The 22,184-nt window shown below is 65.5% G+C and carries 23 protein-coding genes and 1 pseudogene; 12 read left to right on the plus strand and 12 right to left on the minus strand.

What is annotated here, in order from left to right; all coding sequences use genetic code 11:
• The 3 genes and pseudogenes from CH278_RS28145 to CH278_RS03855 form a co-directional block, all read right to left on the minus strand.
• Positions 1-240, minus strand: a pseudogene (locus tag CH278_RS28145) (lytic transglycosylase domain-containing protein); the annotation flags it as partial.
• A 173-nt stretch (positions 241-413) separates the two neighbouring features.
• The gene (locus tag CH278_RS03850) at positions 414-944 is read right to left on the minus strand and encodes a DUF1003 domain-containing protein (protein WP_045840756.1); all 531 of its coding nucleotides are present in this window, start codon (positions 942-944) and stop codon (positions 414-416) included.
• Positions 945-964: 20 nt separating this feature from the next.
• Entirely contained in the window at positions 965-2,239 is a 1,275-nt protein-coding gene (locus CH278_RS03855) for a magnesium transporter MgtE N-terminal domain-containing protein (RefSeq protein WP_027498042.1), read from the minus strand.
• Between the two features lie 60 nt (positions 2,240-2,299).
• Here CH278_RS03855 and CH278_RS03860 point away from each other — a divergent pair, with 60 nt between their 5' ends.
• The 6 genes from CH278_RS03860 to CH278_RS03885 all read left to right on the plus strand — a co-directional run bounded on the left by CH278_RS03860 (position 2,300) and on the right by CH278_RS03885 (position 8,312).
• A complete protein-coding gene (locus CH278_RS03860; RefSeq protein WP_094621228.1) occupies positions 2,300-3,256 on the plus strand; it encodes an HpcH/HpaI aldolase/citrate lyase family protein in 957 nt (318 codons plus the stop codon).
• Positions 3,257-3,355: 99 nt separating this feature from the next.
• Positions 3,356-3,844 (plus strand): general stress protein, encoded by a 489-nt coding sequence (locus CH278_RS03865; protein ID WP_027498040.1) that lies wholly within the window; start codon positions 3,356-3,358, stop codon positions 3,842-3,844.
• A gap of 196 nt (positions 3,845-4,040) precedes the next feature.
• Positions 4,041-5,363, plus strand: a complete 1,323-nt coding sequence (locus tag CH278_RS03870) for an ABC transporter substrate-binding protein (RefSeq protein WP_027498039.1) — start codon at positions 4,041-4,043, stop codon at positions 5,361-5,363.
• Positions 5,360-6,304 carry a carbohydrate ABC transporter permease gene (locus tag CH278_RS03875; protein ID WP_027498038.1) on the plus strand — a complete coding sequence of 315 codons (945 nt, stop codon included), beginning with the start codon at positions 5,360-5,362 and terminating at the stop codon, positions 6,302-6,304. The genes CH278_RS03870 and CH278_RS03875 overlap by 4 nt, the downstream gene beginning before the upstream one ends.
• Positions 6,304-7,137, plus strand: a complete 834-nt coding sequence (locus CH278_RS03880; protein ID WP_027498037.1) for a carbohydrate ABC transporter permease — start codon at positions 6,304-6,306, stop codon at positions 7,135-7,137. The genes CH278_RS03875 and CH278_RS03880 overlap by 1 nt, the downstream gene beginning before the upstream one ends.
• A gap of 5 nt (positions 7,138-7,142) precedes the next feature.
• Positions 7,143-8,312, plus strand: a complete 1,170-nt coding sequence (locus tag CH278_RS03885; RefSeq protein ID WP_032375493.1) for an ABC transporter ATP-binding protein — start codon at positions 7,143-7,145, stop codon at positions 8,310-8,312.
• 66 nt (positions 8,313-8,378) lie between these two features.
• Here the strand turns inward: CH278_RS03885 and CH278_RS03890 are convergent, their stop codons facing one another.
• From CH278_RS03890 to CH278_RS03900, 3 genes are all read right to left on the minus strand, one after another.
• On the minus strand, positions 8,379-9,815 hold the full coding sequence (locus CH278_RS03890) for an MFS transporter (protein ID WP_057472857.1): 1,437 nt from the start codon (positions 9,813-9,815) through the stop codon (positions 8,379-8,381).
• A 124-nt stretch (positions 9,816-9,939) separates the two neighbouring features.
• Positions 9,940-10,803: a hypothetical protein gene (locus tag CH278_RS03895; RefSeq protein WP_027498035.1), complete on the minus strand. Its 864-nt coding sequence runs from the start codon at positions 10,801-10,803 to the stop codon at positions 9,940-9,942.
• A complete protein-coding gene (locus tag CH278_RS03900; RefSeq protein WP_027498034.1) occupies positions 10,793-11,509 on the minus strand; it encodes a metallophosphoesterase family protein in 717 nt (238 codons plus the stop codon). The genes CH278_RS03895 and CH278_RS03900 overlap by 11 nt, the downstream gene beginning before the upstream one ends.
• Positions 11,510-11,579: 70 nt before the next feature.
• On the opposite strand from CH278_RS03900, the gene CH278_RS03905 reads away from it, so the two are divergent.
• On the plus strand, positions 11,580-12,173 hold the full coding sequence (locus CH278_RS03905; protein ID WP_205914269.1) for a suppressor of fused domain protein: 594 nt from the start codon (positions 11,580-11,582) through the stop codon (positions 12,171-12,173).
• Positions 12,174-12,261: 88 nt separating this feature from the next.
• Here CH278_RS03905 and CH278_RS03910 read toward each other — a convergent pair whose 3' ends face one another.
• On the minus strand, positions 12,262-13,350 hold the full coding sequence (locus tag CH278_RS03910; RefSeq protein ID WP_179274434.1) for a magnesium and cobalt transport protein CorA: 1,089 nt from the start codon (positions 13,348-13,350) through the stop codon (positions 12,262-12,264).
• Between the two features lie 79 nt (positions 13,351-13,429).
• Between CH278_RS03910 and CH278_RS03915 the strand changes: the two genes are divergently transcribed.
• The 4 genes from CH278_RS03915 to CH278_RS03930 all read left to right on the plus strand — a co-directional run bounded on the left by CH278_RS03915 (position 13,430) and on the right by CH278_RS03930 (position 16,612).
• Positions 13,430-14,266 (plus strand): PHP domain-containing protein, encoded by an 837-nt coding sequence (locus CH278_RS03915; RefSeq protein ID WP_094621242.1) that lies wholly within the window; start codon positions 13,430-13,432, stop codon positions 14,264-14,266.
• Positions 14,263-14,877 (plus strand): MarC family protein, encoded by a 615-nt coding sequence (locus CH278_RS03920; protein ID WP_027498030.1) that lies wholly within the window; start codon positions 14,263-14,265, stop codon positions 14,875-14,877. Before CH278_RS03915 ends, CH278_RS03920 begins: the two co-directional genes overlap by 4 nt.
• Positions 14,874-15,167, plus strand: a complete 294-nt coding sequence (locus tag CH278_RS03925; RefSeq protein WP_051365246.1) for a hypothetical protein — start codon at positions 14,874-14,876, stop codon at positions 15,165-15,167. The genes CH278_RS03920 and CH278_RS03925 overlap by 4 nt, the downstream gene beginning before the upstream one ends.
• Before the next feature lie 245 nt (positions 15,168-15,412).
• Positions 15,413-16,612, plus strand: a complete 1,200-nt coding sequence (locus CH278_RS03930) for an NAD(P)-dependent malic enzyme (protein ID WP_032406358.1) — start codon at positions 15,413-15,415, stop codon at positions 16,610-16,612.
• Between the two features lie 78 nt (positions 16,613-16,690).
• Here CH278_RS03930 and CH278_RS03935 read toward each other — a convergent pair whose 3' ends face one another.
• Genes CH278_RS03935 through CH278_RS03950 form a run of 4 tightly spaced genes read right to left on the minus strand, consistent with a single transcriptional unit; the run spans position 16,691 to position 20,164 of the window.
• A complete protein-coding gene (locus CH278_RS03935) occupies positions 16,691-17,383 on the minus strand; it encodes an ABC transporter permease (RefSeq protein WP_027498027.1) in 693 nt (230 codons plus the stop codon).
• Positions 17,380-18,042 carry an ABC transporter permease gene (locus CH278_RS03940; RefSeq protein WP_032365390.1) on the minus strand — a complete coding sequence of 221 codons (663 nt, stop codon included), beginning with the start codon at positions 18,040-18,042 and terminating at the stop codon, positions 17,380-17,382. Before CH278_RS03940 ends, CH278_RS03935 begins: the two co-directional genes overlap by 4 nt.
• A complete protein-coding gene (locus tag CH278_RS03945) occupies positions 18,039-19,190 on the minus strand; it encodes an ABC transporter ATP-binding protein (protein ID WP_032390505.1) in 1,152 nt (383 codons plus the stop codon). Before CH278_RS03945 ends, CH278_RS03940 begins: the two co-directional genes overlap by 4 nt.
• Positions 19,190-20,164: an ABC transporter substrate-binding protein gene (locus tag CH278_RS03950; protein ID WP_032365502.1), complete on the minus strand. Its 975-nt coding sequence runs from the start codon at positions 20,162-20,164 to the stop codon at positions 19,190-19,192. The genes CH278_RS03945 and CH278_RS03950 overlap by 1 nt, the downstream gene beginning before the upstream one ends.
• A 209-nt stretch (positions 20,165-20,373) precedes the next feature.
• On the opposite strand from CH278_RS03950, the gene CH278_RS03955 reads away from it, so the two are divergent.
• On the plus strand, positions 20,374-21,267 hold the full coding sequence (locus CH278_RS03955) for a glycine betaine ABC transporter substrate-binding protein (protein ID WP_032384436.1): 894 nt from the start codon (positions 20,374-20,376) through the stop codon (positions 21,265-21,267).
• Here CH278_RS03955 and CH278_RS03960 read toward each other — a convergent pair.
• A complete protein-coding gene (locus CH278_RS03960; RefSeq protein ID WP_094621229.1) occupies positions 21,223-22,179 on the minus strand; it encodes an alpha/beta hydrolase in 957 nt (318 codons plus the stop codon). The two genes, CH278_RS03955 and CH278_RS03960, sit on opposite strands and share 45 nt — an antisense overlap.
• Between the last annotated feature and the right edge of the window lie 5 nt (positions 22,180-22,184).

Below are 22,184 nucleotides of genomic sequence, written 5' to 3' on the forward strand. Positions count from 1 at the left end.
GGGCGGGATCTCGGGAGCCGGGGCGGGCGCGGGGACCGGGGCGGGTGTCGGCAGCTCGGCCTGGGCCACCGGCTGTGCCTGCTGGTCCTGGGCGATCGGCTGCGGAGTCTCGACTACGGAGTTCGATTCCTGTGCGGCCGGGGCCGTCTTGGCGGTGACGAACGGGATGTATTCGGTGGCTCCGGCGCTGGTCGCGGCCGTGACGAGTCCTGCGGGGACGAGGCCTGCCAGAGCAATCACCGAGTTCCGTCGAACCTTGGAATTCGATGCTTTTCTGTGACGACCCACGCGCGCTGTACCTCCTGATTTCCCCGGATGATCTCCGGGGCCCGACCTGATGACCGGGATCGAGGGTACCTGATTCGAGACTGTTCCGTTATCGGGCCGTTACCAGGCGCGGAGCGGTGCACGGTCTATTGCGGGTCGGTCTCGCCCGACGCGTCGTCGGCCAGGCGTGCGGCCGCTTTCTTGCGCGCCTTCTTCGGTGCGTTGGCGGGTTGACCCGTCGCTTGTTCCAGCAACGCCCTGATGTCGTCGAGTTCGCGGCGCAGATAGTCACGGGTGGCGACTTCACCGACGGCGATACGCAGAGCTGCGAGCTCCCGCGCGAGGAACTCGGTGTCGGCCTTGGTCTGCTGAGCCCGCGACCGATCCTCTTCGAGAGAGACGCGGTCGCGGTCGTCCTGCCGATTCTGGGCGAGCAGGATCAACGGCGCGGCGTACGCGGCCTGCGTCGAGAAGGCGAGGTTGAGCAGGATGAAGGGATACGGGTCCCACTGCAGATTGACGGCCACGACGTTGAGGAAGATCCAGACGATGACGATGCCGGTCTGAATCGCCAGATAGCGTCCGGTACCCAGGAACCTGGCGGCTTTCTCACCCGACTTACCGAGATCGAAGTCGAAGTTGACGTTGAACAGCCGCGAACCGCGCGGCGTGTCCATTCTCTGGCGTGCTGTTTCTTTCACTGTCCGGCCACTTCCTGATCTCGCCAGTCCTCGGGCAGCAGGTGATCGAGGACGTCGTCCACGGTCACGGCCCCGACCAGGTGGTCCTCGTCGTCGACCACCGGGCCGCAGACGAGGTTGTACGTCGCGAAGTACCGCGTCACCGCGGTCAGGCTGTCCTCGGGGGACAACCGCGGGAGTGCGCTGTCCACGACTCCGCCCACCAGGCTCGCCGGGGGTTCTCGCAACAGTTGCTGCAGGTGAACACAGCCCAGATATGGGCCGGTCGGTGTTGCGGTCGGCGGCCGCACCACGAACACGAGTGAGGCCAGCGCAGGCGTCAGGTCAGGGTTGCGTACCCGAGCGAGGGCCTCGGCCACCGTCGTCGACGCGGTGAGGATCACGGGCTCGGGCGTCATCAGACCGCCGGCGGTGTCGGGGGAGTGCTCGAGCAGGCGGCGGACCGGCGCTGAGTCCTCTGGATCCATCAGTCGCAGAAGCGATTCCGCTTCGGTCTCGGGCAGCTCGCCGAGGAGGTCGGCAGCGTCGTCCGGGTCCATGGCCTCGAGCACATCGGCACCACGGTCGACGCCGAGGTAGTGCATCAGCTCCACCTGATCGTCGTCGGGAAGTTCCTGGACGACGTCGGCGAGACGCTCGTCGTCGAGGGCCCGCGCCACCTCCATGCGGCGTTTGACGGGCAGCTCGCGCATGGCATTCGCGACATCTGCCGCACGTAGATCCTCGAACTGCATCAACAGCTGCGCCACACCCTGGTCGGGCATCGACAGTTCGTTCTGCGTGAGCCCCTGCACGTGTTGCCAGTCGACGACGTGGATGGCACCGCGCCGCGCAAGGCGCTGGCGCTGCTTACGCACCGCCACGCGTGCGACCTTCCAGTCTCGAGTTCGGGTGAGCTCGATGCCGAGATCGACGACGACGGAATCGGTGTCGTGCAATTCGTCGAGCTCGGGATCGTCGACGCGGACCTTGGAGTCGAGGATCTGCGCGAACACCAGAATCTCGTTCGCGCGCTGAGTGAATCGGCGCAGACTGACGTTTCCGGTGGTGAGCTGGACGGAGTTGGGCTCGATGCTGGTCACTCGTAGCATCGGGACGAAAATTCTTCGGCGCGTTGCCAATTCGACCACGAGTCCGAGGACTCGCGGCTGTGCCCTGCCCACGCGCATGGAGACCACCACGTCGCGCACCCGCCCGATCGATTCGCCGTCGGGGCCCAGGACGCCGAGGCCGGCGAGCCTGGCCGCGAATACCTTGCTCAGTGCTGCCATGATGGCAAGGTTAGAGGCAGGGCAATACAGCGGGTGAATCAGACAGGGGTAGTGCTTTCGATGAGTGCTTCGGGATTACGCCGATCGGTACTGGCCGTTCCGGGCAGTTCGGACAAGATGATCGCCAAGGCCAAGGGCCTGCCTGCCGATGCGATCTTCCTCGATCTCGAGGATGCCGTCGCGCCGATCGCCAAGGTCGAGGCCCGCGCACGCATCGTCGACGCGTTGAACTCCGACGGTTGGGGCGATCAGCTCAAGGTCGTGCGCGTGAACGACTGGACGACGCAGTGGACGTACGGAGACGTCATCGACGTCGTCTCCGGGGCGGGTGGGAATCTCGACGCCATCCTGTTGCCGAAGGTCGAGTGCGCGGCGCACGTGCAGGCATTGGATCTTCTTCTCACTCAACTCGAGAAGGAGCACGGTCTCGACGTCGGGGCCATCGGCATCGAGCCGCAGATCGAGAGCGCACGCAGCCTGCGCAACATCGACGAGATCGCGACCGCGAGCCCCCGGGTGCAGACGTTGGTGTTCGGGCCGGCTGACCTGATGGCGAGCGTCAACATGCGCACCCTCGTCGTCGGGGAACAGCCGGTGGGATACGACACCGGCGACGCCTATCACCACATTCTGATGACGATCCTGCTGGCGGCTCGGACGCACGGATTGCAGGCAATCGACGGCCCGTACCTGCAGATTCGTGATCTCGACGCGTTTCGCCGGGCCGCGGGACGGACGGCCGGCCTCGGGTTCGACGGCAAGTGGGTGCTGCACCCGACGCAGATCGAGGCGGCCAACGAGATCTTCGCGCCACGACAGGACGATTACGACAAGGCCGAGATGATTCTCGACGCTTATGAGTTCCATACTTCGGCGGCGGGCGGCGCTCGCGGTGCGGTGATGCTCGGCGACGAGATGATCGACGAGGCGAGCCGCAAGATGGCGCTGGTCGTCTCGGCGAAGGGCCGCGCGGCCGGTCTGACACGCACGACGACGTTCGAGCCGCCGATCTCCTGATCGAGGCGGTTGTCCGAGGGCCGAACAATGGGTGTGACGGTGCCGGAGCGGAGCCTGCAGAAGCGACCAGAAAAGTCCGTTTCGGGGCACAATGGGGGCATGACCAATCCCCTCTCACAGCCGGGCCGCCCAGGGCAAGGACTGCCGACGCCGCCGTCCGGTTGGCCCATCGGTTCCTACCCCACCTATGCCGAGGCGCAGCGCGCCGTCGACTTCCTCTCCGACGAGGAATTCTCGGTGCAGGACGTCACCATCGTCGGCGTCGATCTGATGCAGGTCGAACGCGTTCTCGGCCGGCTCACCTGGCCCAAAGTCATTGGCGGAGGCATTGTTTCGGGTGCATGGTTGGGTGTGTTCCTCGGGCTCGTCCTCGGTATCTTCAGCGAGAACATCTTCGGCGCGTTGCTCATCGGCGTCGGCGGCGGCATCATCTTCGGCCTGATCTCGGCGTCCATTCCGTATGCGGCCACTAAGGGTCAGCGTGATTTCGCGTCGAGCATGCAGTTGGTCGCCGGACGGTACGACGTCATCTGCGAGCCCCGGACAGCGGAGAAAGCACGCGACCTGCTCGCCAAACTGTCGATTTGATCACAACGGTTGGACGACCAGGCAACCGACAGGTAACGGAATAGCCCCAAATCGCCCTCGAGGCCAGTGAGTTCGGTTACGTTTCTCTCGTGCACGGCAGTGCCGACACAAGGGCTGCGCGAGTAACCGAACGTACGGAGGCGGGACAGTGCCGAGACATCGTGGTCGTAGGCGTGGAAAAGCAACGAGGATAGGGGTGTTGGCGGCAGCGGCTCTGGTGACGAGTCCGTTGCTCGCAGCGTGTGGTTCGTCGGACAGTTCGGTTCCGGTTCTGAGTTTCTACACTGCCGCAGACGGCGCAGAGCAGTACGCCGCTGCGGCACAGGTGTGTTCGGACGCCTCCAACGGCCGGTATCGAGTGGAGCAGCGAACACTGCCCAAGAGTGCCAACGATCAGCGCCTGCAGCTCGCGAGGCGTCTCGCCGGAAACGACAAGACGTTGGATCTGATGACGCTCGACGTCGTCTGGACCGCCGAATTCGCCGAGGCGGGATGGGCATTGCCCGTCCCGGACGACCTGTCGGCGAAGCTGCGCGACGGGTCGACCCTGGAAGGTCCGCTCGCCACTGCGGAATGGCAGGACCAGCTCTACGCCGTTCCGCTCAACTCCAACACCCAGTTGCTCTGGTACCGGCCCGACGAGGTGCCGGGCGGTACCCCGCCGCAGACGTGGGATCAGCTGATCGACGTGGCCGAGGCCAACGCGGCCGCCGGTAAGCCCGCTCAGATCGGTGTGCAGGCCAAGCAGTACGAGGGCTTCATGGTCTGGTTCAACTCGCTGCTCGAGAGCGCGGGTGGGTCGGTGGTCGCCGAAGACGGAACGACGGTGACCCTCAACGACACTCCCGAGCACCGCGCCGCCACCGAGAAGGCCCTCGAGATCATCAAGCGGGTGGCCACGGCCGACGGCCGCGATCCATCGGTCTCGCAGAGCGACGAGGCGACAGCTCGACTCGGGATGGAGTCGGGGCGGATGGCCTTCCAGGTCAACTACCCGTTCGTGCTTCCCGGCCTGAAGGAGAACGCCGTCGCCGGGGCAGTGTCGTTCCTCGATCTGGCGAATGTGCCTGCCGATCAGCAGGATGCACGCATCGCCGAGGTCTTCCGCAGTGCTCCGTATCCCGAGGTGAACGCGGGGGAGCCCGCCAAGGTCACCATCGGCGGCTTCAACATCGGCGTCGCGAAGACCACTCAGCACGAGGACCTCGCCTGGGAAGCCGTCGAGTGCCTCACCAACCAGGAGAATCAGCGCAACAACGCCGTCAACGGCGGCGTGCCCCCGGTGCTGAAGTCGCTGTACTCCGATCCGGAGTTCCAGGCCGTCTATCCCGCATGGGAAGGGGTGCTCGGTTCCATCGAGTCCGCGGCAGTGCGGCCCGTTTCGCCTGCCTACCAGAGCATTTCGATTCTGTTGACCGATGCCCTCAACCCGCCGCAGAACATCGATCCGGTTGCCGACGTGGACAAGCTCGCAGAACTGGTCAGCAAGGCCGTCAATTCCGAAGGGTTGATTCCATGAGCGATCCCACCGAATCGCAGCCGCAGCCCGCCGATCGGCAGGCGGCTCTGAAGAACATCTCCGACGGTAAGAAAGCCGAACGACGCCTGGGATTGCTCCTCGTCGCACCCGCGGCGATCCTGATGCTCGCGGTCACCGGCTACCCGATCGTGTACGCCTTCTGGCTCAGTCTGCAGAAGTACAACCTCGCGTTCCCCGAGGATCGCCAATTCGTCGGCATCTCCAACTACGTGACCGTGCTGTCCGACGGCTACTGGTGGACGGCATTCGGCGTCACCGCCGGCATCACGATCATCTCGGTGATCATCGAGTTCATCCTCGGTCTGGCAGTGGCTCTGGTCATGCACCGCACCATCTTCGGCCGCGGACTCGTCCGCACCGTGGTGCTCATTCCGTACGGCATCGTGACCGTCGCCGCCGCGTACAGCTGGTACTACGCCTGGACCCCGGGCACCGGTTATCTCGCCAACCTGTTGCCCGACGGCAGCGCGCCACTCACCGAGCAGTTCCCGTCGCTCGCGATCGTGGTTCTGGCCGAGGTGTGGAAGACGACCCCGTTCATGGCTCTGCTGCTGCTGGCAGGCCTGGCTCTGGTGCCCGACGATCTGCTCAAGGCCGCCGAGGTGGACGGAGCGGGTGGTTGGACGCGGCTGATGCGGATCACCATTCCGTTGATGAAGCCGGCAATTCTCGTCGCGGTGCTCTTCCGCACGCTCGACGCGTTCCGCATCTTCGACAACATCTACGTCCTCACCCGAGGGAGCAACGAGACAGGATCGGTGTCGATTCTCGGTTACAACAACCTGTTCGGCGCGTTCAACCTCGGACTCGGGTCGGCGATCAGCATCCTGATCTTCTTCTGCGTCGCGATCATCGCGTTCGTGTTCATCAAGTTGTTCGGTGCCTCGGCACCGGGATCCGACGACGGAGGCCGCAAGTAATGACCACTGTTACGCCTCGCAAGAAGGTCGGTTGGACGGTCGTCAACGTCCTCGTCCTCCTCTACGCGCTCGTTCCGTTGGCGTGGATCATCAGCCTGTCGTTCAAATCGACGGCCACGATCGCCGACGGAAAGTTCATCCCGCAGTCGTTCACTCTGGAGAACTACAAGGGCATCTTCTCCACCAACCAGTTCACCTCGGCGCTGGTGAACTCCATCGGAATCGGGTTGATCACCACTGTGATCGCCGTCGTGATCGGCACCATGGCCGCGTATGCCGTTGCCCGGCTGGACTTTCCGGGCAAGAAGCTCCTGGTTGGTGCGGCTCTGCTGATCGCGATGTTCCCCCAGATCTCGTTGGTGACACCGCTGTTCGACATCTCGCGCTCGCTCGGGCTGTTCGACACCTGGCCGGGTCTGATCATCCCGTACATCACCTTCGCGTTGCCATTGGCGATCTACACCCTCTCCGCGTTCTTCCGCGAGATCCCGTGGGAGCTGGAGAAGGCAGCGAAGATGGACGGAGCGACGCCCGCACAGGCTTTCCGCAAGGTCATCGCCCCGCTGGCAGCACCCGGCATCGTCACCGCGTCGATCCTGGTGTTCATCTTCGCCTGGAACGACCTCCTGCTCGCCATCTCGCTGACGGCGACGGAACGTTCGGTCACCGTCCCGGCGGCCATCTCGCAGTTCACCGGTAGCTCTCAGTTCGAGGAGCCCACGGGATCGATCGCGGCAGCCGCCGTCGTCATCACGATCCCGATCATCATTTTTGTGCTCTTCTTCCAACGACGTATCGTGGCGGGCTTGACGTCCGGCGCAGTGAAGGGATAACCGTCATGGCCGAAATCGTTCTCGACAAAGTCACCAAGCTCTACCCGGACGGCGCCGCTGCCGTCAGCGACGTCGACATCACCATCGCCGACGGCGAATTCATCATCCTCGTCGGACCGTCCGGCTGCGGAAAGTCCACCACGCTCAACATGATCGCCGGGCTGGAGGACATCTCGTCCGGTGAGCTGCGGATCGCGGGGGAGCGCGTCAACGAGAAGGCGCCGAAGGATCGCGACATCGCGATGGTGTTCCAGTCCTACGCGCTGTACCCGCACATGACGGTCCGGCAGAACATCGCCTTCCCGCTGACGCTCGCCAAGCTCTCCAAGACCGAGATCAACGACAAGGTCGAAGAGGCTGCCAAGATCCTAGATCTCAGTCAGCACCTCGACCGGAAGCCCGCCAACCTCTCCGGTGGTCAGCGACAGCGAGTTGCGATGGGACGCGCCATCGTTCGCACCCCCAAGGCCTTCCTGATGGACGAGCCGCTGTCCAACCTCGACGCCAAGCTGCGAGTCCAGACGCGCGCCGAGATCTCGCGGCTGCAGAAGCGTCTGGGCACCACCACCGTCTACGTCACGCACGATCAGACCGAGGCCATGACCCTCGGCGACCGCGTCGTGGTGTTGCGCGGCGGGCTGGTGCAGCAGATCGGTTCTCCGCAGGAGCTCTACGACAAGCCGCGAAACCTGTTCGTGGGCGGCTTCATAGGATCGCCCTCGATGAATTTCGTTCCGGGACAGCTCACCTCGAACGGAGTGTCCACGGCCCTCGGCGACATCGAGATCCCGCTCGAGCGAATGGACGCGATCAAGGCCAAGAACCCGGGCCGCGAGGTGGTCGTCGGTATCCGTCCCGAGCACTTCGAGGACGCGGCACTGATCGACGGCTACCAGAAGATGAGCGGTGCCACCTTCACCGCAACCGTCGACGTGCTCGAGTCCATGGGCAGCGACAAGTACGTCTACTTCACGCTGAAGGGTGCCAAGGTCGAGTCCAGCGAACTCCAGGAGCTGGCCGCCGATGCCGGCATCGCCGATCTCGGTGGCGCACAGGTGGTTGCGCGTCTGGCAGCCGAATCCAAGGCCGCCGAGGGTGGTCAGGTGGAACTGTGGTTCGACCCGGGCAAGATTTCGGTGTTCGACCAGGCGTCGGGTGCGAACCTGACGTTGTAGAGCGCTACGCCCATGTGAGCGGAACTTCGTAGCCCACTACGAAGTTCCACTCACATGCCGCAGGCTCTACAGTGGCACGTTCGACGTGGTGTTCGGTTCGGACTCGGCAACCCGCACCGATTGCCGCGCTGCCGGGGTGCTTCTGATGGCCAGGGCTGCCGCAGCGACGACGGCGCAGGCCACGGCACCGGCGACGAAGGCTGCGGTGTACGCGCTCTCGCGGGCCACGTTTGTGCCGTCGATGGTGAACATCGCCAGCACGGTGGACAGCGACGCACTCGCGATCGACGTGCCGACGGTGCGCACGATCGAGTTGACGCTGTTGGCCACGCCGGTGTCCGCCGCGCTGACCTCGGCCATGAGCAGGTTGGGCAGGGCCGCGAACGCGAGGCTGACGAACGTGTTGATGACGATGCCCGCGGTGATGAGCTGCCACGTGTGATCGTGGGCCACCGCGACGAACGCAAATCCGAGAACGCCGATCACCGCGCCGCCGACGAGAACTCGGCGCGGCCCGAACGATCTGATGAGGCGACCGCTGATCACCGCGGCCACCACTCCTACCGCTGCACCGGGTAGCAGGTACACGACACTGGCTTCCAGAACGTTGGCCGTGAATCCGTAGCCGGCGACGGCACGTGGGGTCTGCACGAAGTAGGAGCAGGCCAGGAAGTTGGCGAACATTCCGACGCCGACGAACAGGGTGGCGACGTTGGTGGCCAGCAGTGGCCCGTGAGTGAGCATGCGGGGTGCGACGAGCGGGGCATCGATGCGCTTCTCGAAGATCCACCAGACGGTTCCCAGCAGCACGCCCGCGACAGCGCATCCGATGGTGGCCACCGAACCCCAGCCCCACGTCCGGCCCTGGGTGAGGGCCAGGAACAGCAGCAGGAGTGTGCCCGCCAGAAGTACGGCACCCCACCAGTCGACCGACCCGCTGCCGCTGCGCGGTCGGGCCGGGACACCGAACCACGCGATGCCGAGTGCAACCACGACGATGGCGACGGTGAGCCAGAAGACGCGGTGGTAGTCGGCACCGTTGGCCGTGAGCAGCCCCGTCAGCACCAATCCGAATCCGCCGCCCACGCCGAGAGTGCCGGACAGGATCGACATCGAGCCGACCAGTGCGCGCGGTGGCATCTCGTCGCGCAACACCGCCAGGGCGATGGGGAACAGGGCGTACGAGACGCCCTGCAGAATGCGGCCGACCAGCAGCCAGGTCAGTGAATCGGTCAACGCTGCCAGCAGCGACCCGGCCAGCACGACGGTCAAGACGCCGATGAGCACGGGGCGTTTGCCGTGCAGGTCGGCGAGTCGGCCGATGACGGGGGTGGCGATGACCGCGGCCAACAGGTTCGCCGTCAGCACCCACCCGGCAGCGGTGGTGCTGACGCCCAGTTGGGTGCCGATGGTGCCCACGATGGGAACGACCATCGTCTGCAAAACGGCGAGGGTCATGACGATGAAACAGAGTCCTGGCAGCAGTGTGCGGCGGGTGGACATGGAAGAGCTACCTCGTTACTTATGACAACCGAAAATACGAACCGATCGAACTAAAATGTTGAACGCATCTAATTAATTATCGGGTACCGGTTTCCCCGGTGTGAGCCGAGGTGCCTCGGAGGAGCTACTGCGTCCGGTTGGGCTTCCCCAGGGCCTTCTGCCGGAGTTCACTGACGATCTCGTCGTTCCAGACGTGCTCGCGCACCAACCGATAGCGCTCACGGCTCATCCACAGATAGGCCTCGGCATCGGTGCGGTCCTCGAGAATCTCGGCCGCCCGGACCATGCGGACCACCGGCAGGTACTCCTCACCGAACCAGCGTCGTGCGACCGTTCCGCGGTCGACGAACTCCCCGAGTTCCTGCATCAGCCGAAATCCCCAGGCCTCCACCGACTCGCTCAGTTGCGCGTAATCGAACGGGTCGGTGACCTGTACCGCCTCGCGTGCGCGTCCCACCAGGGGCACCCGACTCAGGAAGATGCGGCGATGATCCTTGATCAACAGATCGCCGCGCCGGGTGATGCCCTCGGGGGAGATACGCGTGATGATCTCGGTGACGACGGCGTCGATCGTCGTGCGATGCATCGCGAACGCAATCGACACCCGGTGATGCCCGTCGACGACGAAGTGCATGCCGCCGATGCGATACACCTGGATCGGCGGCATCGCTTCACCGCGGCGCTGCGCCGCCGCCAGCCGCTGCCAGCGTTCCCGGATCCGCGCCGAGGTCGGCCTGAAGAACCTGTCGAAGTCGCGAGTGCGGTCGACGCTGCCGACGATGGTCTCGACGCGAATGACCTGCAGACCCAGGTGCCGTTCCCCGACCTTGCCGAGGGCAGCAACCACCTCGTCGAACGGCAGGATGGTGTTGACGTCGTCGGGTTGACGCCGCAGCCACCCGACGAGTCTCGCCACGTCGGCGCGTCGACGCTGGCGGGTGAAGTCGTTCTCCGCGTCGGCGGCCGGAAATCCGGTGTCACGTGCCATGTCTGCGCCTCACGATCCTCGGTGCTTCGACGTGCTGTCGCTGCCCACCCGGTTCGACGTCGAGCAGGGTGTATCCGACGGTGTTGATCACCGCCGCCCCGTGCAGGGCCAGATCGTCCGGGGTGTGGCCGTGTGGATGAATGTGGCCGTGCAACAACAACTGTGGGGAGAGTCGACGCGTCACCTCGTCCAGGCAGTCGAAGCCGACGTGTGCCGGGTCGGTGTCGTCGCCGACTCCGAGGGGTGGGCTGTGAGTGAGCAGAATGTCCACCGGCCGTACGTCCTTGCGGACGTTGCGATTCCACGCGAATGTTCGAGTGAGGGTGCGTGAGCGTCTGCGCTGCTGACGTTGCGTCCATTGATTGGGGCCGCCGTTGTAGCGGATCGACCCGCCGAGACCGGCGATACGCAGACCGGCAGCGGACACGATCCGCCGGTCGACGTTGATCGCACCCACCGGCCCCGGCCAGGTGGCAGGCAGCCCGGCGCGCATCCAGCCGGCCTTCCCGGCCGAATAACCCGTCAGGTCCGCGTCGTGATTGCCGGGCACGAACACGCACGGAGCGTTCAACGCGTCGGTCAGATACTCGAGGTAATCGAACGGAAGGTCGCCCGCGCCGAGAATCAGATCGACGCCGAGCGACTTCACCTGCGGACTCCACAGAGATTCGATCGTTTCGTCGGACACAGCGAGAACGGATACCACGGGTACGACGGTACCCACCTCGTCCGCGGTGGCACCTCCGAACGGACTTCTCGGGCACCGGTGGTGTTGGATGGGTCTCGTGAGCGAGAGTGTCATTACCGCGGTACGCGCACATCTGGTGACCGAGATCGGCGACGACAACCCGTCGTCCGCGTCCGTGACGTTCCTCGGCCTGGAGTCACTGGACGTGCTGCGATTCGGTGCGGACTCCGACGTGGTGCGGTACGTCAGCCTCGGCTGCTCGCGTCATCCCATGGCAGACCCGAACGACATGGTCGCCGATCCGTCCCGTGGCCCTCGCGCCGAACTGGTACTGACCCTTCGCGGTGGCGCAGGCGTGGCGTCGGGCGTCCACAAGAGCTTGGCCGTGCTCGCGGCCTCGCCTGCGGTGGAGGGCGTCGTGCTGGTGGAGGACGCCCTGCTCGATCTCGGTGAGCCGCTGTGGACCAACGCGCCGTTCACTGCCGTGCTGCTCGGGCCGAGCGACATCGCGGACCTGCCGCTGCCGGAGCCTTTCGATCCGGTTCATTTCTTCGCCGCGGTGCCGTTGACCGGAACCGAGGCCGCCTGGGTGCGGTTGCGCGGGGCGGATGCGCTGCGCGAGGCCTGGAAGGAAGCGGGGATCGACGTTCGAGACCCCAACCGGTCCGCAGCCAGACTCTGATCGGGCTCCTGCGCACAGGGTGTCGACTTCCGGTGGCTACCCGCTTCTGTCGGAGTTCGTCCCTGGCTGTAGATCTCCGGCGCAGGATCTACAGCCAGTTGTTCTTGTGGAACGTGCGCCACAGACCGACGCACACGCAGGCGACGATCGCGACGATCGTGTGGTACCCGTAGGTCCAGTGCAGCTCGGGCATGTTGTCGAAGTTCATGCCGTAGATGCCGGCCACCATTGTCGGCACCGCCGCGATCGCCACCCAGGACGAGATCTTGCGCATGTCGAGGTTCTGCTGCATCGTCACCCGAGCCAGGGCGGCGTCGACGAGCGAGCTGAGTACCTCGTCGTATTCGGAGATACGTTCGGCGACGGTGGTGTGATGGTCCTGCACGTCGCGCAGGTACCGCCGGACGGATTTCGGAACACTGGGCTCCTGGACCAGCCGTGCGAGAGGCGTCGACAGTGGGGTCACCGACCGGCGCAGTTCCACGACCTCCCGCTTGAGCAGATAGATGTTCTCGATCGGCACGTGATGATGCGGAGAGAACACCTCCTCCTCCATGCCGTCGACGTCCCTCTCGATCGAGTCGGTGACGGCCAGGTACTCGTCGACGACGTGGTCGGCAACCGCGTGCAGCACCGCCGACGGGCCGAGTGCGAGCTGCTCCGGATTGTCCTCGAGGCGCTGGCGCACGCCGGCCAATCCGGAGTGTTCGCCGTGTCGGACGGTGATGACGAAATCTCGACCGACCATCACCATGATCTCGCCGCTCTCGACGATCTCGTTCGCCGTCGTCACCGACTCGTGTTCGACGTACTTGACTGTGCGCAGGACGAGGAATGCGACGTCGTCGTATCGCTCCAGCTTGGGCCGCTGATGCGCGTGCACGGTGTCCTCGACCATCAACTCGTGCAGGTCGTAACACTGAGCGATCGCGTTCATCTGACGGTCGTCCGGCGCATGCAGGCCCACCCAGACGAACCCCTCGCCGCGGGCTCGTACTTCGGCGATCGCGGAAGTGTGAGTGAACCGGCCGGGTAGCCGGGAGCCGTCGACGTAGACAGCGCAGTCGACGATGGCGCGCGCCGTCGGCACCGGTATTCGTGGACTCGAATCGGGAACGGCCTTGTTTCCTCGTCGGTGCAGCGAGGGCAGTGAGGGACGCGGTCGAAGGGACGGCATGGCGGGCAATCGTACGCCAGGAAAACGACAGAACAGTGGGCCCGGAACATCACGGCGGTACGCCTGGGACACTGTTCTGGTGCTCATCGATCTCCACACCCACTCGACAGCGTCCGACGGTACCGACAGCCCGGCCGAGCTGGTTCGCGCTGCGTCGGCAGCGGGCCTGTCGGTGGTGGCGCTCACCGATCACGACACCACGGCGGGATGGGACGAGGCCGCTGCCGCATCGCCCGCCGGCCTGACGCTCGTGCGCGGCATGGAACTGTCGTGCACCGGTCGTGGGGAGGACGGCACGCCCGTCCCGGTGCACCTGCTGGCGTACCTGTTCGACCCCGAGAACGAGGCATTCGCCGCCGAGCGTGCACGACTGCGCGGTGAGCGGGTGACCCGGCTGCGGGCCATCGCCGAGAACATGGCCGCGGACGGCCTACCCATCGATCCCGACGCGGTTCTCGCCTCAGCCGGGGAGGCCGCCGGTCGTCCCCATCTGGGCCAGGCTCTGATCGAGGCCGGCTACGTCTCGGACATGGACGCGGCGTTCGCCGGTCCGCTGGCAACGGGTGGCAAGTATTACGTGGGCAAGGTCGACACTCCACTCGACGTCGCCGTCGAGATGATCGCCGCCGCAGGCGGCGTCAGCGTGCTCGCGCATGCCCGGGCCCGCAAGCGCGGACGCATCCTGGATCTGGACCACATCCGAGAACTCACCCCGCTCGGGCTCGGCGGTGTGGAAGTCCACCACATGGACCACTCGCCGGAGGACACCGTGGTGATGGCCGAGTTGGCTGCGGAGCTGGACCTCATCGTCACCGGGTCCTCGGATTATCACGGCACCAACAAGACCGTGAAGCTGGGCGAGTACACCACCGCCCCGGAGCAGTACGACCGACTGATCGCGGCGGCCCGGTCATGAACTTCGACGTGACGCTGTACCTGACGGTTCTGATCACGCTGTTCGTGATCATGGATCCACCGGGCGCGATTCCGGTGTTCCTGTCCCTGGTGGGACGCAAGAGCAAGGAAGTGCGCAACAAGGCCGCATGGCAGGCACCGGCGGTCTCGCTCACCGTCATCTCGGTTTTCGCGATCGGCGGCCAGGCCATTCTGAGCTACCTGCACATCGGCATTCCGGCACTGCAGGGCGCGGGTGGACTTCTGCTCCTGCTCATCGCGCTGTCGTTGCTCACCGGTAAGGGCGCGGGCGGCGACGCGGCGGCCGAGGACGTCAACGTCGCACTCGTGCCGCTGGGAACGCCGTTGATGGCGGGCCCCGGAGCCATCGCCGCGGTGATCGTCTACGTCAGTCAGGCCGACGGCAACGCGAGCTCGTTGCTCGCAATTGCCTTGGGCATCATCACGATTCACGTCCTGTTCTTCGTGATTCTGCGCTTCTCCACCGTCCTCATCCGGCTGCTCGGCGAGGGCGGCATCTCGCTGCTGGCACGCATCGCAGGCCTGTTGCTTGCCGCCATCGCGGTGCAGTTGATCGCGGACTCCGTCCGCGGATTCGTGGCCGGAGCATGAGCGGGGCCGGAGCGGGTGCCGGGCTGCGCTTCCTACGCGGGCTCAGCGGCATCGTCACCGCCGGACTGGTGGTGCTGGCGATCGGCGTCGGCGTCACCCAATATCTCGGTCAGTCCCGCGGCTACCCGGGACCGGGCGCGCTGTCGGTCACCGTGCACATCGTTGCCGCTGTCGTCGCCATCGCAGCGCAGCGGATCGCCGATCACCGACGCGGATTCACCGCATTCCTCGGAGCGATCGTGGTCTTCGTGGTCACCGGTCTCGTCCTGTGGACCCAATGGTGGCAGTAGTTCACGCTGGTTTCTGACTCTGTGGTCAGGTCGGTGGGCGGTATGGCACACTTGGGCCGTTACAGCGATGCGGCTACAGCCCATCGTTGACTGTGCAGGCACACCCGCCGCACGTGCGAGACGCGCTTTTCGGCAGTCGGCAGCCAGTACTGGCGCCCTCCGGTAGTCCGCGACCCTTTCGAGCATCAATCACTTCGTAGACACGTGTTGCCTCGTCGAGGCCGACAGTGCGAGGAGCTTTCACCGTGACGGCAGTCGAAGACACCACAGGAACACCATCGGCAGTTGCGGCCGCGATCACCGACGACGAGATCTTCGCCGGGCATCTCGGCGGCAAGCTTTCGGTCCAGTTGGCCGCGCCGCTCGAGACCCAGCGCGATCTCTCGATCGCCTACACCCCGGGAGTGGCCCAGGTCAGCCGTGCCATCGCCGCCGACCCGGCACTGGCCAAGCGCTACACCTGGACCGACCGGCTGGTCGCCGTCATCTCCGACGGTTCCGCGGTGCTCGGCCTGGGCGATATCGGTCCGCGCGCGTCGTTGCCGGTGATGGAGGGCAAGGCGGCGCTGTTCAAGAAGTTCGCCGGCCTCGATTCCATCCCGATCGTGCTCGATACCCACGATGTCGACGAGATCGTCGAGACGATCGTGCGGATGCGACACAGTTTCGGAGCCGTCAACCTCGAAGACATCTCCGCCCCGCGGTGTTTCGAGGTGGAACGACGCGTCGTCGAGGCACTGGACTGCCCCGTGATGCACGACGACCAACACGGCACGGCCATCGTCGTCCTTGCGGCGCTGACGGGTGCTGCACGGGTACAGGGCCGGGACCTGGCCGGGCTCCGAGTGGTCGTCTCGGGCGCAGGCGCTGCAGGCGTTGCGTGCGCGAACATGCTGCTCGCCGCCGGCATCTCCGACGTCGTGGTCCTCGACTCCAAGGGCGTCGTCTCGGCCGATCGCGGTGACCTCACCGGCGTCAAGGTCGACCTCGCTGCGCGAACCAACCCTCGTGGACTGAGCGGGGGACCGGGCGATGCGCTGGCCGGAGCCGACGTGTTCCTCGGACTGTCCGCAGGCAAGGTGGACGAGAACGTCATCGCCTCGATGGCCCCCGAGTCCATCGTGTTCGCGCTCTCGAACCCGGATCCGGAGATCCACCCCGAGGTGGCCAGGAAGTACGCGGCCATCGTCGCGACCGGACGCAGCGATTTCCCCAATCAGATCAACAACGTTCTGGCCTTCCCCGGTGTGTTCAAGGGCGCGCTCGACGCCGGCGCACGCCGCATCACCGAAGGCATGAAGCTCGCCGCTGCCGAGGCAATCCTCTCGGTTCTCGGCGACGAGTTGGCCGCGGACAGAATCGTCCCGAGCCCGCTCGATCCTCGCGTCGCCCCGGCCGTTGCGGACGCAGTTGCGGCAGCAGCGCGAGCCGAGGGCGTCGCGTAGGAAAACAGAAAAAGCACCCCGAACCCCGCCCTATCCGGGCCGGTGGGTCGGGGTGCTTTTAGTTTGCGTGAGTCGTCGTCAGACTTTTGCCAGTCCGGTCGGCATGCGCCGGAGGCGACCGGTTCCCGGCACCGACGTCCACACCGCTAGGGCGAGAAGGCCGTCGACGACGAGTGTGAGCAGCGCGACGAGGATCGCCCCCACCAGAACCCGGCCGTAGTCGTAGAGCGCGAGACCGTCGAAGATGTAGCGACCCAGCCCGCCCAGGTTGACGTACGCCGCAACGGTCGCGGTCGCGATGATCTGCAGGGTGGTGTTCCGTAGTCCGCCGAGGATCAGTGGCAGTGCATTGGGGATCTCTACCCGCAGCAGCACTTGTGATTCGGTCATTCCCATTGCCCGGGCGGCGTCGACCACGTGAGCATCGACGTTGGCTATTCCCGAGTAGGTGCCCGCCAGCAGCGGTGGTATCCCGAGCAGGACCAGCGCGATGATCGGCGGGATCAGACCCAACCCGATCACCAGGACCAGGAACACCAACACACCCAGAGTCGGCAGTGAGCGCAGAGCGTTGACCAGTCCGACGACCACCGCTTCGCCGCGGCGCAGGTGACCGATGATCAGTCCGATGGGAATCGCGACAGCGGCCGAAAGCACAACGGCCAACAGCGAATACCACATGTGCTCGAGCAGTCGAGCACCGATTCCCGTCGGCCCGGCCCAGTTGGCACCGTCGAGGATGTACGAGAACGCTTCGGAGAACAGATTCATGCGCGCGCCTTCCTCGTCGACGAGCTGCCCTGCCGGGTCCAGGGCGTGAGTCGACGGCCCACCAGGTACAGGGCGGCGTCGAAGATCAACGCCAAGAACACGATCGAGATGATGCCGGCGAAGATCTGATCGGGATAGTCACGTTGGTAGCCCTGGGTGAACAGCTGGCCGAGACCACCGATACCGATCACCGAACCCACCGAGACCAACGAGATGTTGGTGACCGTGACAACTCGAATATTGGCGATGAGCACCGGCAAGGACAGGGGTAGCTCGACGGTCACCGCCCGGCGTAACGACGAAAAGCCCATGGCCTGAGCCGAATCGACGACGGCGAACGGAACCGAATCGAGTGCCTCCGGAACCGCGCGAACGAGCAGGGCCGTGGAGTACACCGTCAGTGCGATCACCACGTTCAGCGGATCGAGCACAGGCAGTCCCACGACCGCAGGAATGGTGACGAACAGTGCCAGGGACGGCAACGTGAACGCAATGCTGGCCACCGTCAACGTGATTCGGCGGACCCACCGCGTGTTGCGAATCAGAGTGCCGACCGGAACGGCGATGAGCAGGCCGATGAGTAGAGGCACGAGCGAAAGATACAGATGTGTCTTCGTGTACCCCAGTACGACGCCGAAGTTGTCGAACAGCCAGGTCACTGTGCGTCGTTCCCGGCCGCGCCGAAGTGGTGGCGATTGCGCTCCTCGTCCTCCGACTTGCGCTGCACGGCCAGGTTTTCGAGAATCTCCGCACCGTCGACGCTACCCACGGCGGCACCGGTCGAATCGACGGCGACGCCGATTCCCGACGGAGACGAGATCGCCGAGTCGAGCGCCTGCCGTAGATCGCCGCCCTCGAGGAACAGCGACCCACCGGCCGCGGTGCTCTCGTCCAGGCTGCCGCCGCCGCGTACCTTCTCGACGCCGGTGGCGTCGATCCAGCCGAGGGGACGACGCTGGGAGTCCACGACCAGAACCCACTGCCCCTGGTCGAGTCGCAGGGTGCTCATTTCGTCCTCGGTCGCGGTATGGATCGGATGCATCGTCACCGACTGCGCGGAGCGGAAAGACAGGCCTCGGTAGCCGCGGTCGCGGCCGACGAACGACGCCACGAACGACGTCGCCGGTGCCGCGAGCACGGTCTCGGGCTTGTCGTATTGCTGCAGACGACCCTGCGGTCCGAAGACTGCGATGTGGTCGCCCAGCCGCACGGCCTCGTCGATGTCGTGCGTGACGAACACGATCGTCTTCTTCAGATCGGCCTGCAGCCTGAGCATCTCGGTCTGCAGATCCTCACGCACCACCGGATCGACGGCGCTGAAGGGTTCGTCCATCAACAGAATCGGTGGGTCCGCGGCGAGCGCACGGGCAACCCCGACGCGCTGTTGCTGCCCGCCGGACAGCTGTGCCGGGTAGCGGGACGCGAGAGCCGGATCCAGGCCCACTCGTTCCAGTACCTCGAGCGCCGCCTTGCGGGCAGCGCGCCGGGACTGACCGTTGAGGACCGGAACCGTCGCGACATTGTCGACGACGGAACGGTGGGGCAGCAGCCCGGCACTCTGGATGACGTAACCGATTCCCCGGCGCAGCTTCACCGCGTCGGTGTCGGCGATGTTGCGGCCGTCGACCGTGATGACACCCGAGGTGGGCGCGATCATCCGGTTGATCATGCGCATCGACGTCGTCTTGCCGCAGCCGGACGGCCCCACGAACACGGTGAACGAGTGTGGCTGGATCACCAGGTCCAACGAGTCGACTGCCGTGGTGCCGTCCGGGTACGTCTTGGTGATGTTCTCGAAGGTGATCATCAGCTGACCGGCTGGTCCAGACCCTTGTCCTTGACCCACGCCGTTGCCGCCGCAGCCGGTTCGACCTTCTGGTCGCCGGACACCGACGTGTTCAGTGCGATGAGCTCTTCGGTGGTGATCTGCGCCGAGACGGCGTCGAGAACCTGAGTGAGCTTGTCGGACTGCTTGGACGTCCGCAGCACCGGGATGACGTTCTGAGCGGCGAAATTGTTCTCCGGGTCTTCGAGAACCACGAGATCGTTCTGCGCGATGGCAGGCGAGGTGGTGAAGATGTCCGCCGCGACGACCTGGCCCGACACGAGTGCCTCGACCGTGGCCGGTCCGCCGCCGTCGGAGATGGGCACGTAGTTACCGGGGGAGATGTCCAGGCCGTACTTCGCTTTCAGGCCCGGCAGTCCGCCGACGCGCTCCTGGAATTCCGGCGTGCCCGCGAACGTCACCTCCGAAGAGAACGGTGCGAGATCGCCGACGGTCTTGAGATTGCGCTCGGTTGCGGTCGCGCGGGTGACGACGACGGCATCCTTGTCCTCGCCGGGTGCCTGGGCCGTCACCGAGAGGTCGTCGCCGAGTGCGGCGGGCAGTGCCGCCAGCACGTCCTCGGACGAGGTGGCCGTGGCAGATTCGTCCAAGTACTGGAGCAGGTTGCCCGTGTAGTCGGGAATCAGGTCGATCGAGCCGTCGCGGACGGCGGGAATGTACGCCTCGCGGCTACCGATGTTGAGCTTGGTGCTCACCTCGAAACCGTTGGCGCGCAATGCTTCTGCGTAGATGTTCGCGACGGTCTCGGACTCCGGGAAGTTGGCCGAGCCGACGATGATCGAGTTCGTGTCGTCGTTGCTCTCGCCGCCTCCGCTCGAGAGCGGATCCGAATTTCCGCCGCAGGCGGTCAGTGCGGTGACCGACAGGGCGAGCGCGGCAACTGCCGCCACTGCCTTCGGGGCGGAGAACGCGCGCGTGATTCGGGAGGTGGTCATGGTGTCCTTCCATCGGTTCGGGCACAGACGAAGCCCCAACTCCGACGGGTGCCGCCCGATCACCGGGGACACCGCCGAACCAGGACTCGGGCTGCTCGGGATGGTAGTCGACGTCGCCGTGCCCATAAGGTTGGTTCGACTACCCTCTCGTTCGCATCTGTGCCCCGCGGTCGGGATCGGTAAACCCCACGGGCAGTGAACAGGAGAAAATGAGAGTGCGTTCGTCGATTCTGGCAGCGGCCCTCGCGGTCACTATTGCAGGTTCCGTCGGTGGGTGCAGTGCGGCCGACCGGGCCGAACCCGGGCACGTGCCCGTCGTCGTCGGAGCCGGGAATTCCGACCTCTCCCGGTTGCTCGCACAGATCTACGCAGGAGGACTCCGGTCGACGGGAGCCGAGGTCTCCGTCGCCGAGAACCTGGGGGATCGGACGGCGTACCTCGCGGCGCTGGACCGCGGCGAGGTATCGATGATCCCCGACCTGACCGGGGACCTGTTGCGAACCTTCGACACCCTGGCCGGGGCAACCGAAGCAGAGGACGTGTTCACCGAACTGAACCGATCGCTGCCCGCCGGACTGTCGGTGGGAGACTACGCAACCGCCGAGGATCGATTGGCCCTTGCTCTCGCTCCAGACGCGACCTCGGACGAGGGCACGACAGTCACAGAATTTCTTCGTCGGGACGACGTGACAGTCGGGACGGTCGAGGGGGAGGTCGATCCGATGGACGTGAGGATGGAGGGTGTGGGCAGTCCCAGCTTCACCGGGGCCCGTTTCTCCGAGTTCATGGTCTACCCGGATGCGCAGTTCGCCGTCGACGACCTGAATTCCGGTGCGGTGGATGCTCTCGCGATTCGGACTGCGTCGTTCGGTCCGCTGGCCAAGGATCTGACGACTCTGCCCGACGACGATCACGTGTATCCGGCGCAGAACGTCGTTCCGCTGTACCGCACCGGTGTGCTGGACGAGAGTGCGGTGAAGTCGTTCTCGGTGGTGGCGGGGGAGCTGACGACAGCGGACCTCGCCGACATGATCGGCGAGGTCCGCGGGGGTGCTGCGTCAGGCGATGTCGCCGGCCGCTGGCTCGGCGAGCACAGCCTCTGACACGTCGGACTTCTGCTTTGCTCTGAGCTTGCGGCCCAGATAGGAACCCATGTGCTGGACGGCTTCGGCTGCTTCCCGCAGGATCGACGCCTGCAGATGCGCCACGTGCCAGAGCTTTTTGTACTCGATGTACTCGAGTTCGACGCCGGACAGGCGCAGCTTGTCCGCGAACGCGGTGATCTGCGGATAGAGCACCTCGTCCGTCCCGACGTGCATGACGACCGGAGGCAGCTCGTCGAGGTTGCCCTGGAGTGGCGCGAAGCCTTGATCCAGTGGGTCGCCCGCCCCGAGATACGCGTCGGCCGAGGAGTTCGACCACCCGGTGTTGACCACCAGGTCGCGCGGCTTGACCGCGTCGCGTGCGCCCGGATCGACCCACGGTGAGATCAATCCGAGTGCTGCCGGCCTCGCGCCGTCGTCCACCAGCCGCCTCGCCGTCGCGACGGTCAGACCACCGCCGGCCGAATCACCGGCGATGGCGATGCGATCCGGGGTGAAGCCGTGCGAACGCACCAGTTCACGGAACGCCGCCACGGCGTCGTCGAGCGCGGCCGGGTACGGGTTCTCCGGGGCCAGGCGGTAATCGAGCACGTACACGGCGCTGGCCGACTCTCGGGCCAGATGGGCGGCGAGCGATCGGTGGGTGTTGATCGAACCGATCGTGAACGCGCCCCCGTGGAGGTACAGGATCGCGGTGTCGCGTTCGGTGGCTCCGACGGTGATGCGCTCGGCCCGCCTGCCCGCAAGCGTCAGTTTCTGCGCGACGGTCCCGTGCGGGAGCGTCTGCACGGGAGCCGCGGCCTCGAGGACCGCCCGCTGCGCCCGGAAGGACAGACGCGGATTCAGCGCGAGGCGGTAGAAGGGCTTGAGCGCCGCCGCAACGATCGGCAGAGGAACGTAGAAGGCTTTCACGACGC

The sequence above is a fragment of the Rhodococcus sp. 05-2254-5 genome (genome assembly GCF_002258575.1).
In the GTDB taxonomy this organism is placed as follows: Bacteria; Actinomycetota; Actinomycetes; order Mycobacteriales; family Mycobacteriaceae; genus Rhodococcoides; species Rhodococcoides fascians.

What these genes read in the sequence shown, in the direction of transcription:
- CH278_RS03850 (WP_045840756.1), bottom strand. Translation starts at nt 944, where the DNA reads ATGGACACGCCGCGCGGTTCGCGGCTGTTCAACGTCAACTTCGACTTC.
- CH278_RS03855 (WP_027498042.1), bottom strand. Translation starts at nt 2,239, where the DNA reads ATGGCAGCACTGAGCAAGGTATTCGCGGCCAGGCTCGCCGGCCTCGGC.
- CH278_RS03860 (WP_094621228.1), top strand. Translation starts at nt 2,300, where the DNA reads ATGAGTGCTTCGGGATTACGCCGATCGGTACTGGCCGTTCCGGGCAGT.
- CH278_RS03865 (WP_027498040.1), top strand. Translation starts at nt 3,356, where the DNA reads ATGACCAATCCCCTCTCACAGCCGGGCCGCCCAGGGCAAGGACTGCCG.
- CH278_RS03875 (WP_027498038.1), top strand. Translation starts at nt 5,360, where the DNA reads ATGAGCGATCCCACCGAATCGCAGCCGCAGCCCGCCGATCGGCAGGCG.
- CH278_RS03880 (WP_027498037.1), top strand. Translation starts at nt 6,304, where the DNA reads ATGACCACTGTTACGCCTCGCAAGAAGGTCGGTTGGACGGTCGTCAAC.
- CH278_RS03885 (WP_032375493.1), top strand. Translation starts at nt 7,143, where the DNA reads ATGGCCGAAATCGTTCTCGACAAAGTCACCAAGCTCTACCCGGACGGC.
- CH278_RS03890 (WP_057472857.1), bottom strand. Translation starts at nt 9,815, where the DNA reads ATGTCCACCCGCCGCACACTGCTGCCAGGACTCTGTTTCATCGTCATG.
- CH278_RS03895 (WP_027498035.1), bottom strand. Translation starts at nt 10,803, where the DNA reads ATGGCACGTGACACCGGATTTCCGGCCGCCGACGCGGAGAACGACTTC.
- CH278_RS03905 (WP_205914269.1), top strand. Translation starts at nt 11,580, where the DNA reads ATGGGTCTCGTGAGCGAGAGTGTCATTACCGCGGTACGCGCACATCTG.
- CH278_RS03910 (WP_179274434.1), bottom strand. Translation starts at nt 13,350, where the DNA reads ATGCCGTCCCTTCGACCGCGTCCCTCACTGCCCTCGCTGCACCGACGA.
- CH278_RS03920 (WP_027498030.1), top strand. Translation starts at nt 14,263, where the DNA reads ATGAACTTCGACGTGACGCTGTACCTGACGGTTCTGATCACGCTGTTC.
- CH278_RS03925 (WP_051365246.1), top strand. Translation starts at nt 14,874, where the DNA reads ATGAGCGGGGCCGGAGCGGGTGCCGGGCTGCGCTTCCTACGCGGGCTC.
- CH278_RS03935 (WP_027498027.1), bottom strand. Translation starts at nt 17,383, where the DNA reads ATGAATCTGTTCTCCGAAGCGTTCTCGTACATCCTCGACGGTGCCAAC.
- CH278_RS03945 (WP_032390505.1), bottom strand. Translation starts at nt 19,190, where the DNA reads ATGATCACCTTCGAGAACATCACCAAGACGTACCCGGACGGCACCACG.
- CH278_RS03950 (WP_032365502.1), bottom strand. Translation starts at nt 20,164, where the DNA reads ATGACCACCTCCCGAATCACGCGCGCGTTCTCCGCCCCGAAGGCAGTG.
- CH278_RS03955 (WP_032384436.1), top strand. Translation starts at nt 20,374, where the DNA reads ATGAGAGTGCGTTCGTCGATTCTGGCAGCGGCCCTCGCGGTCACTATT.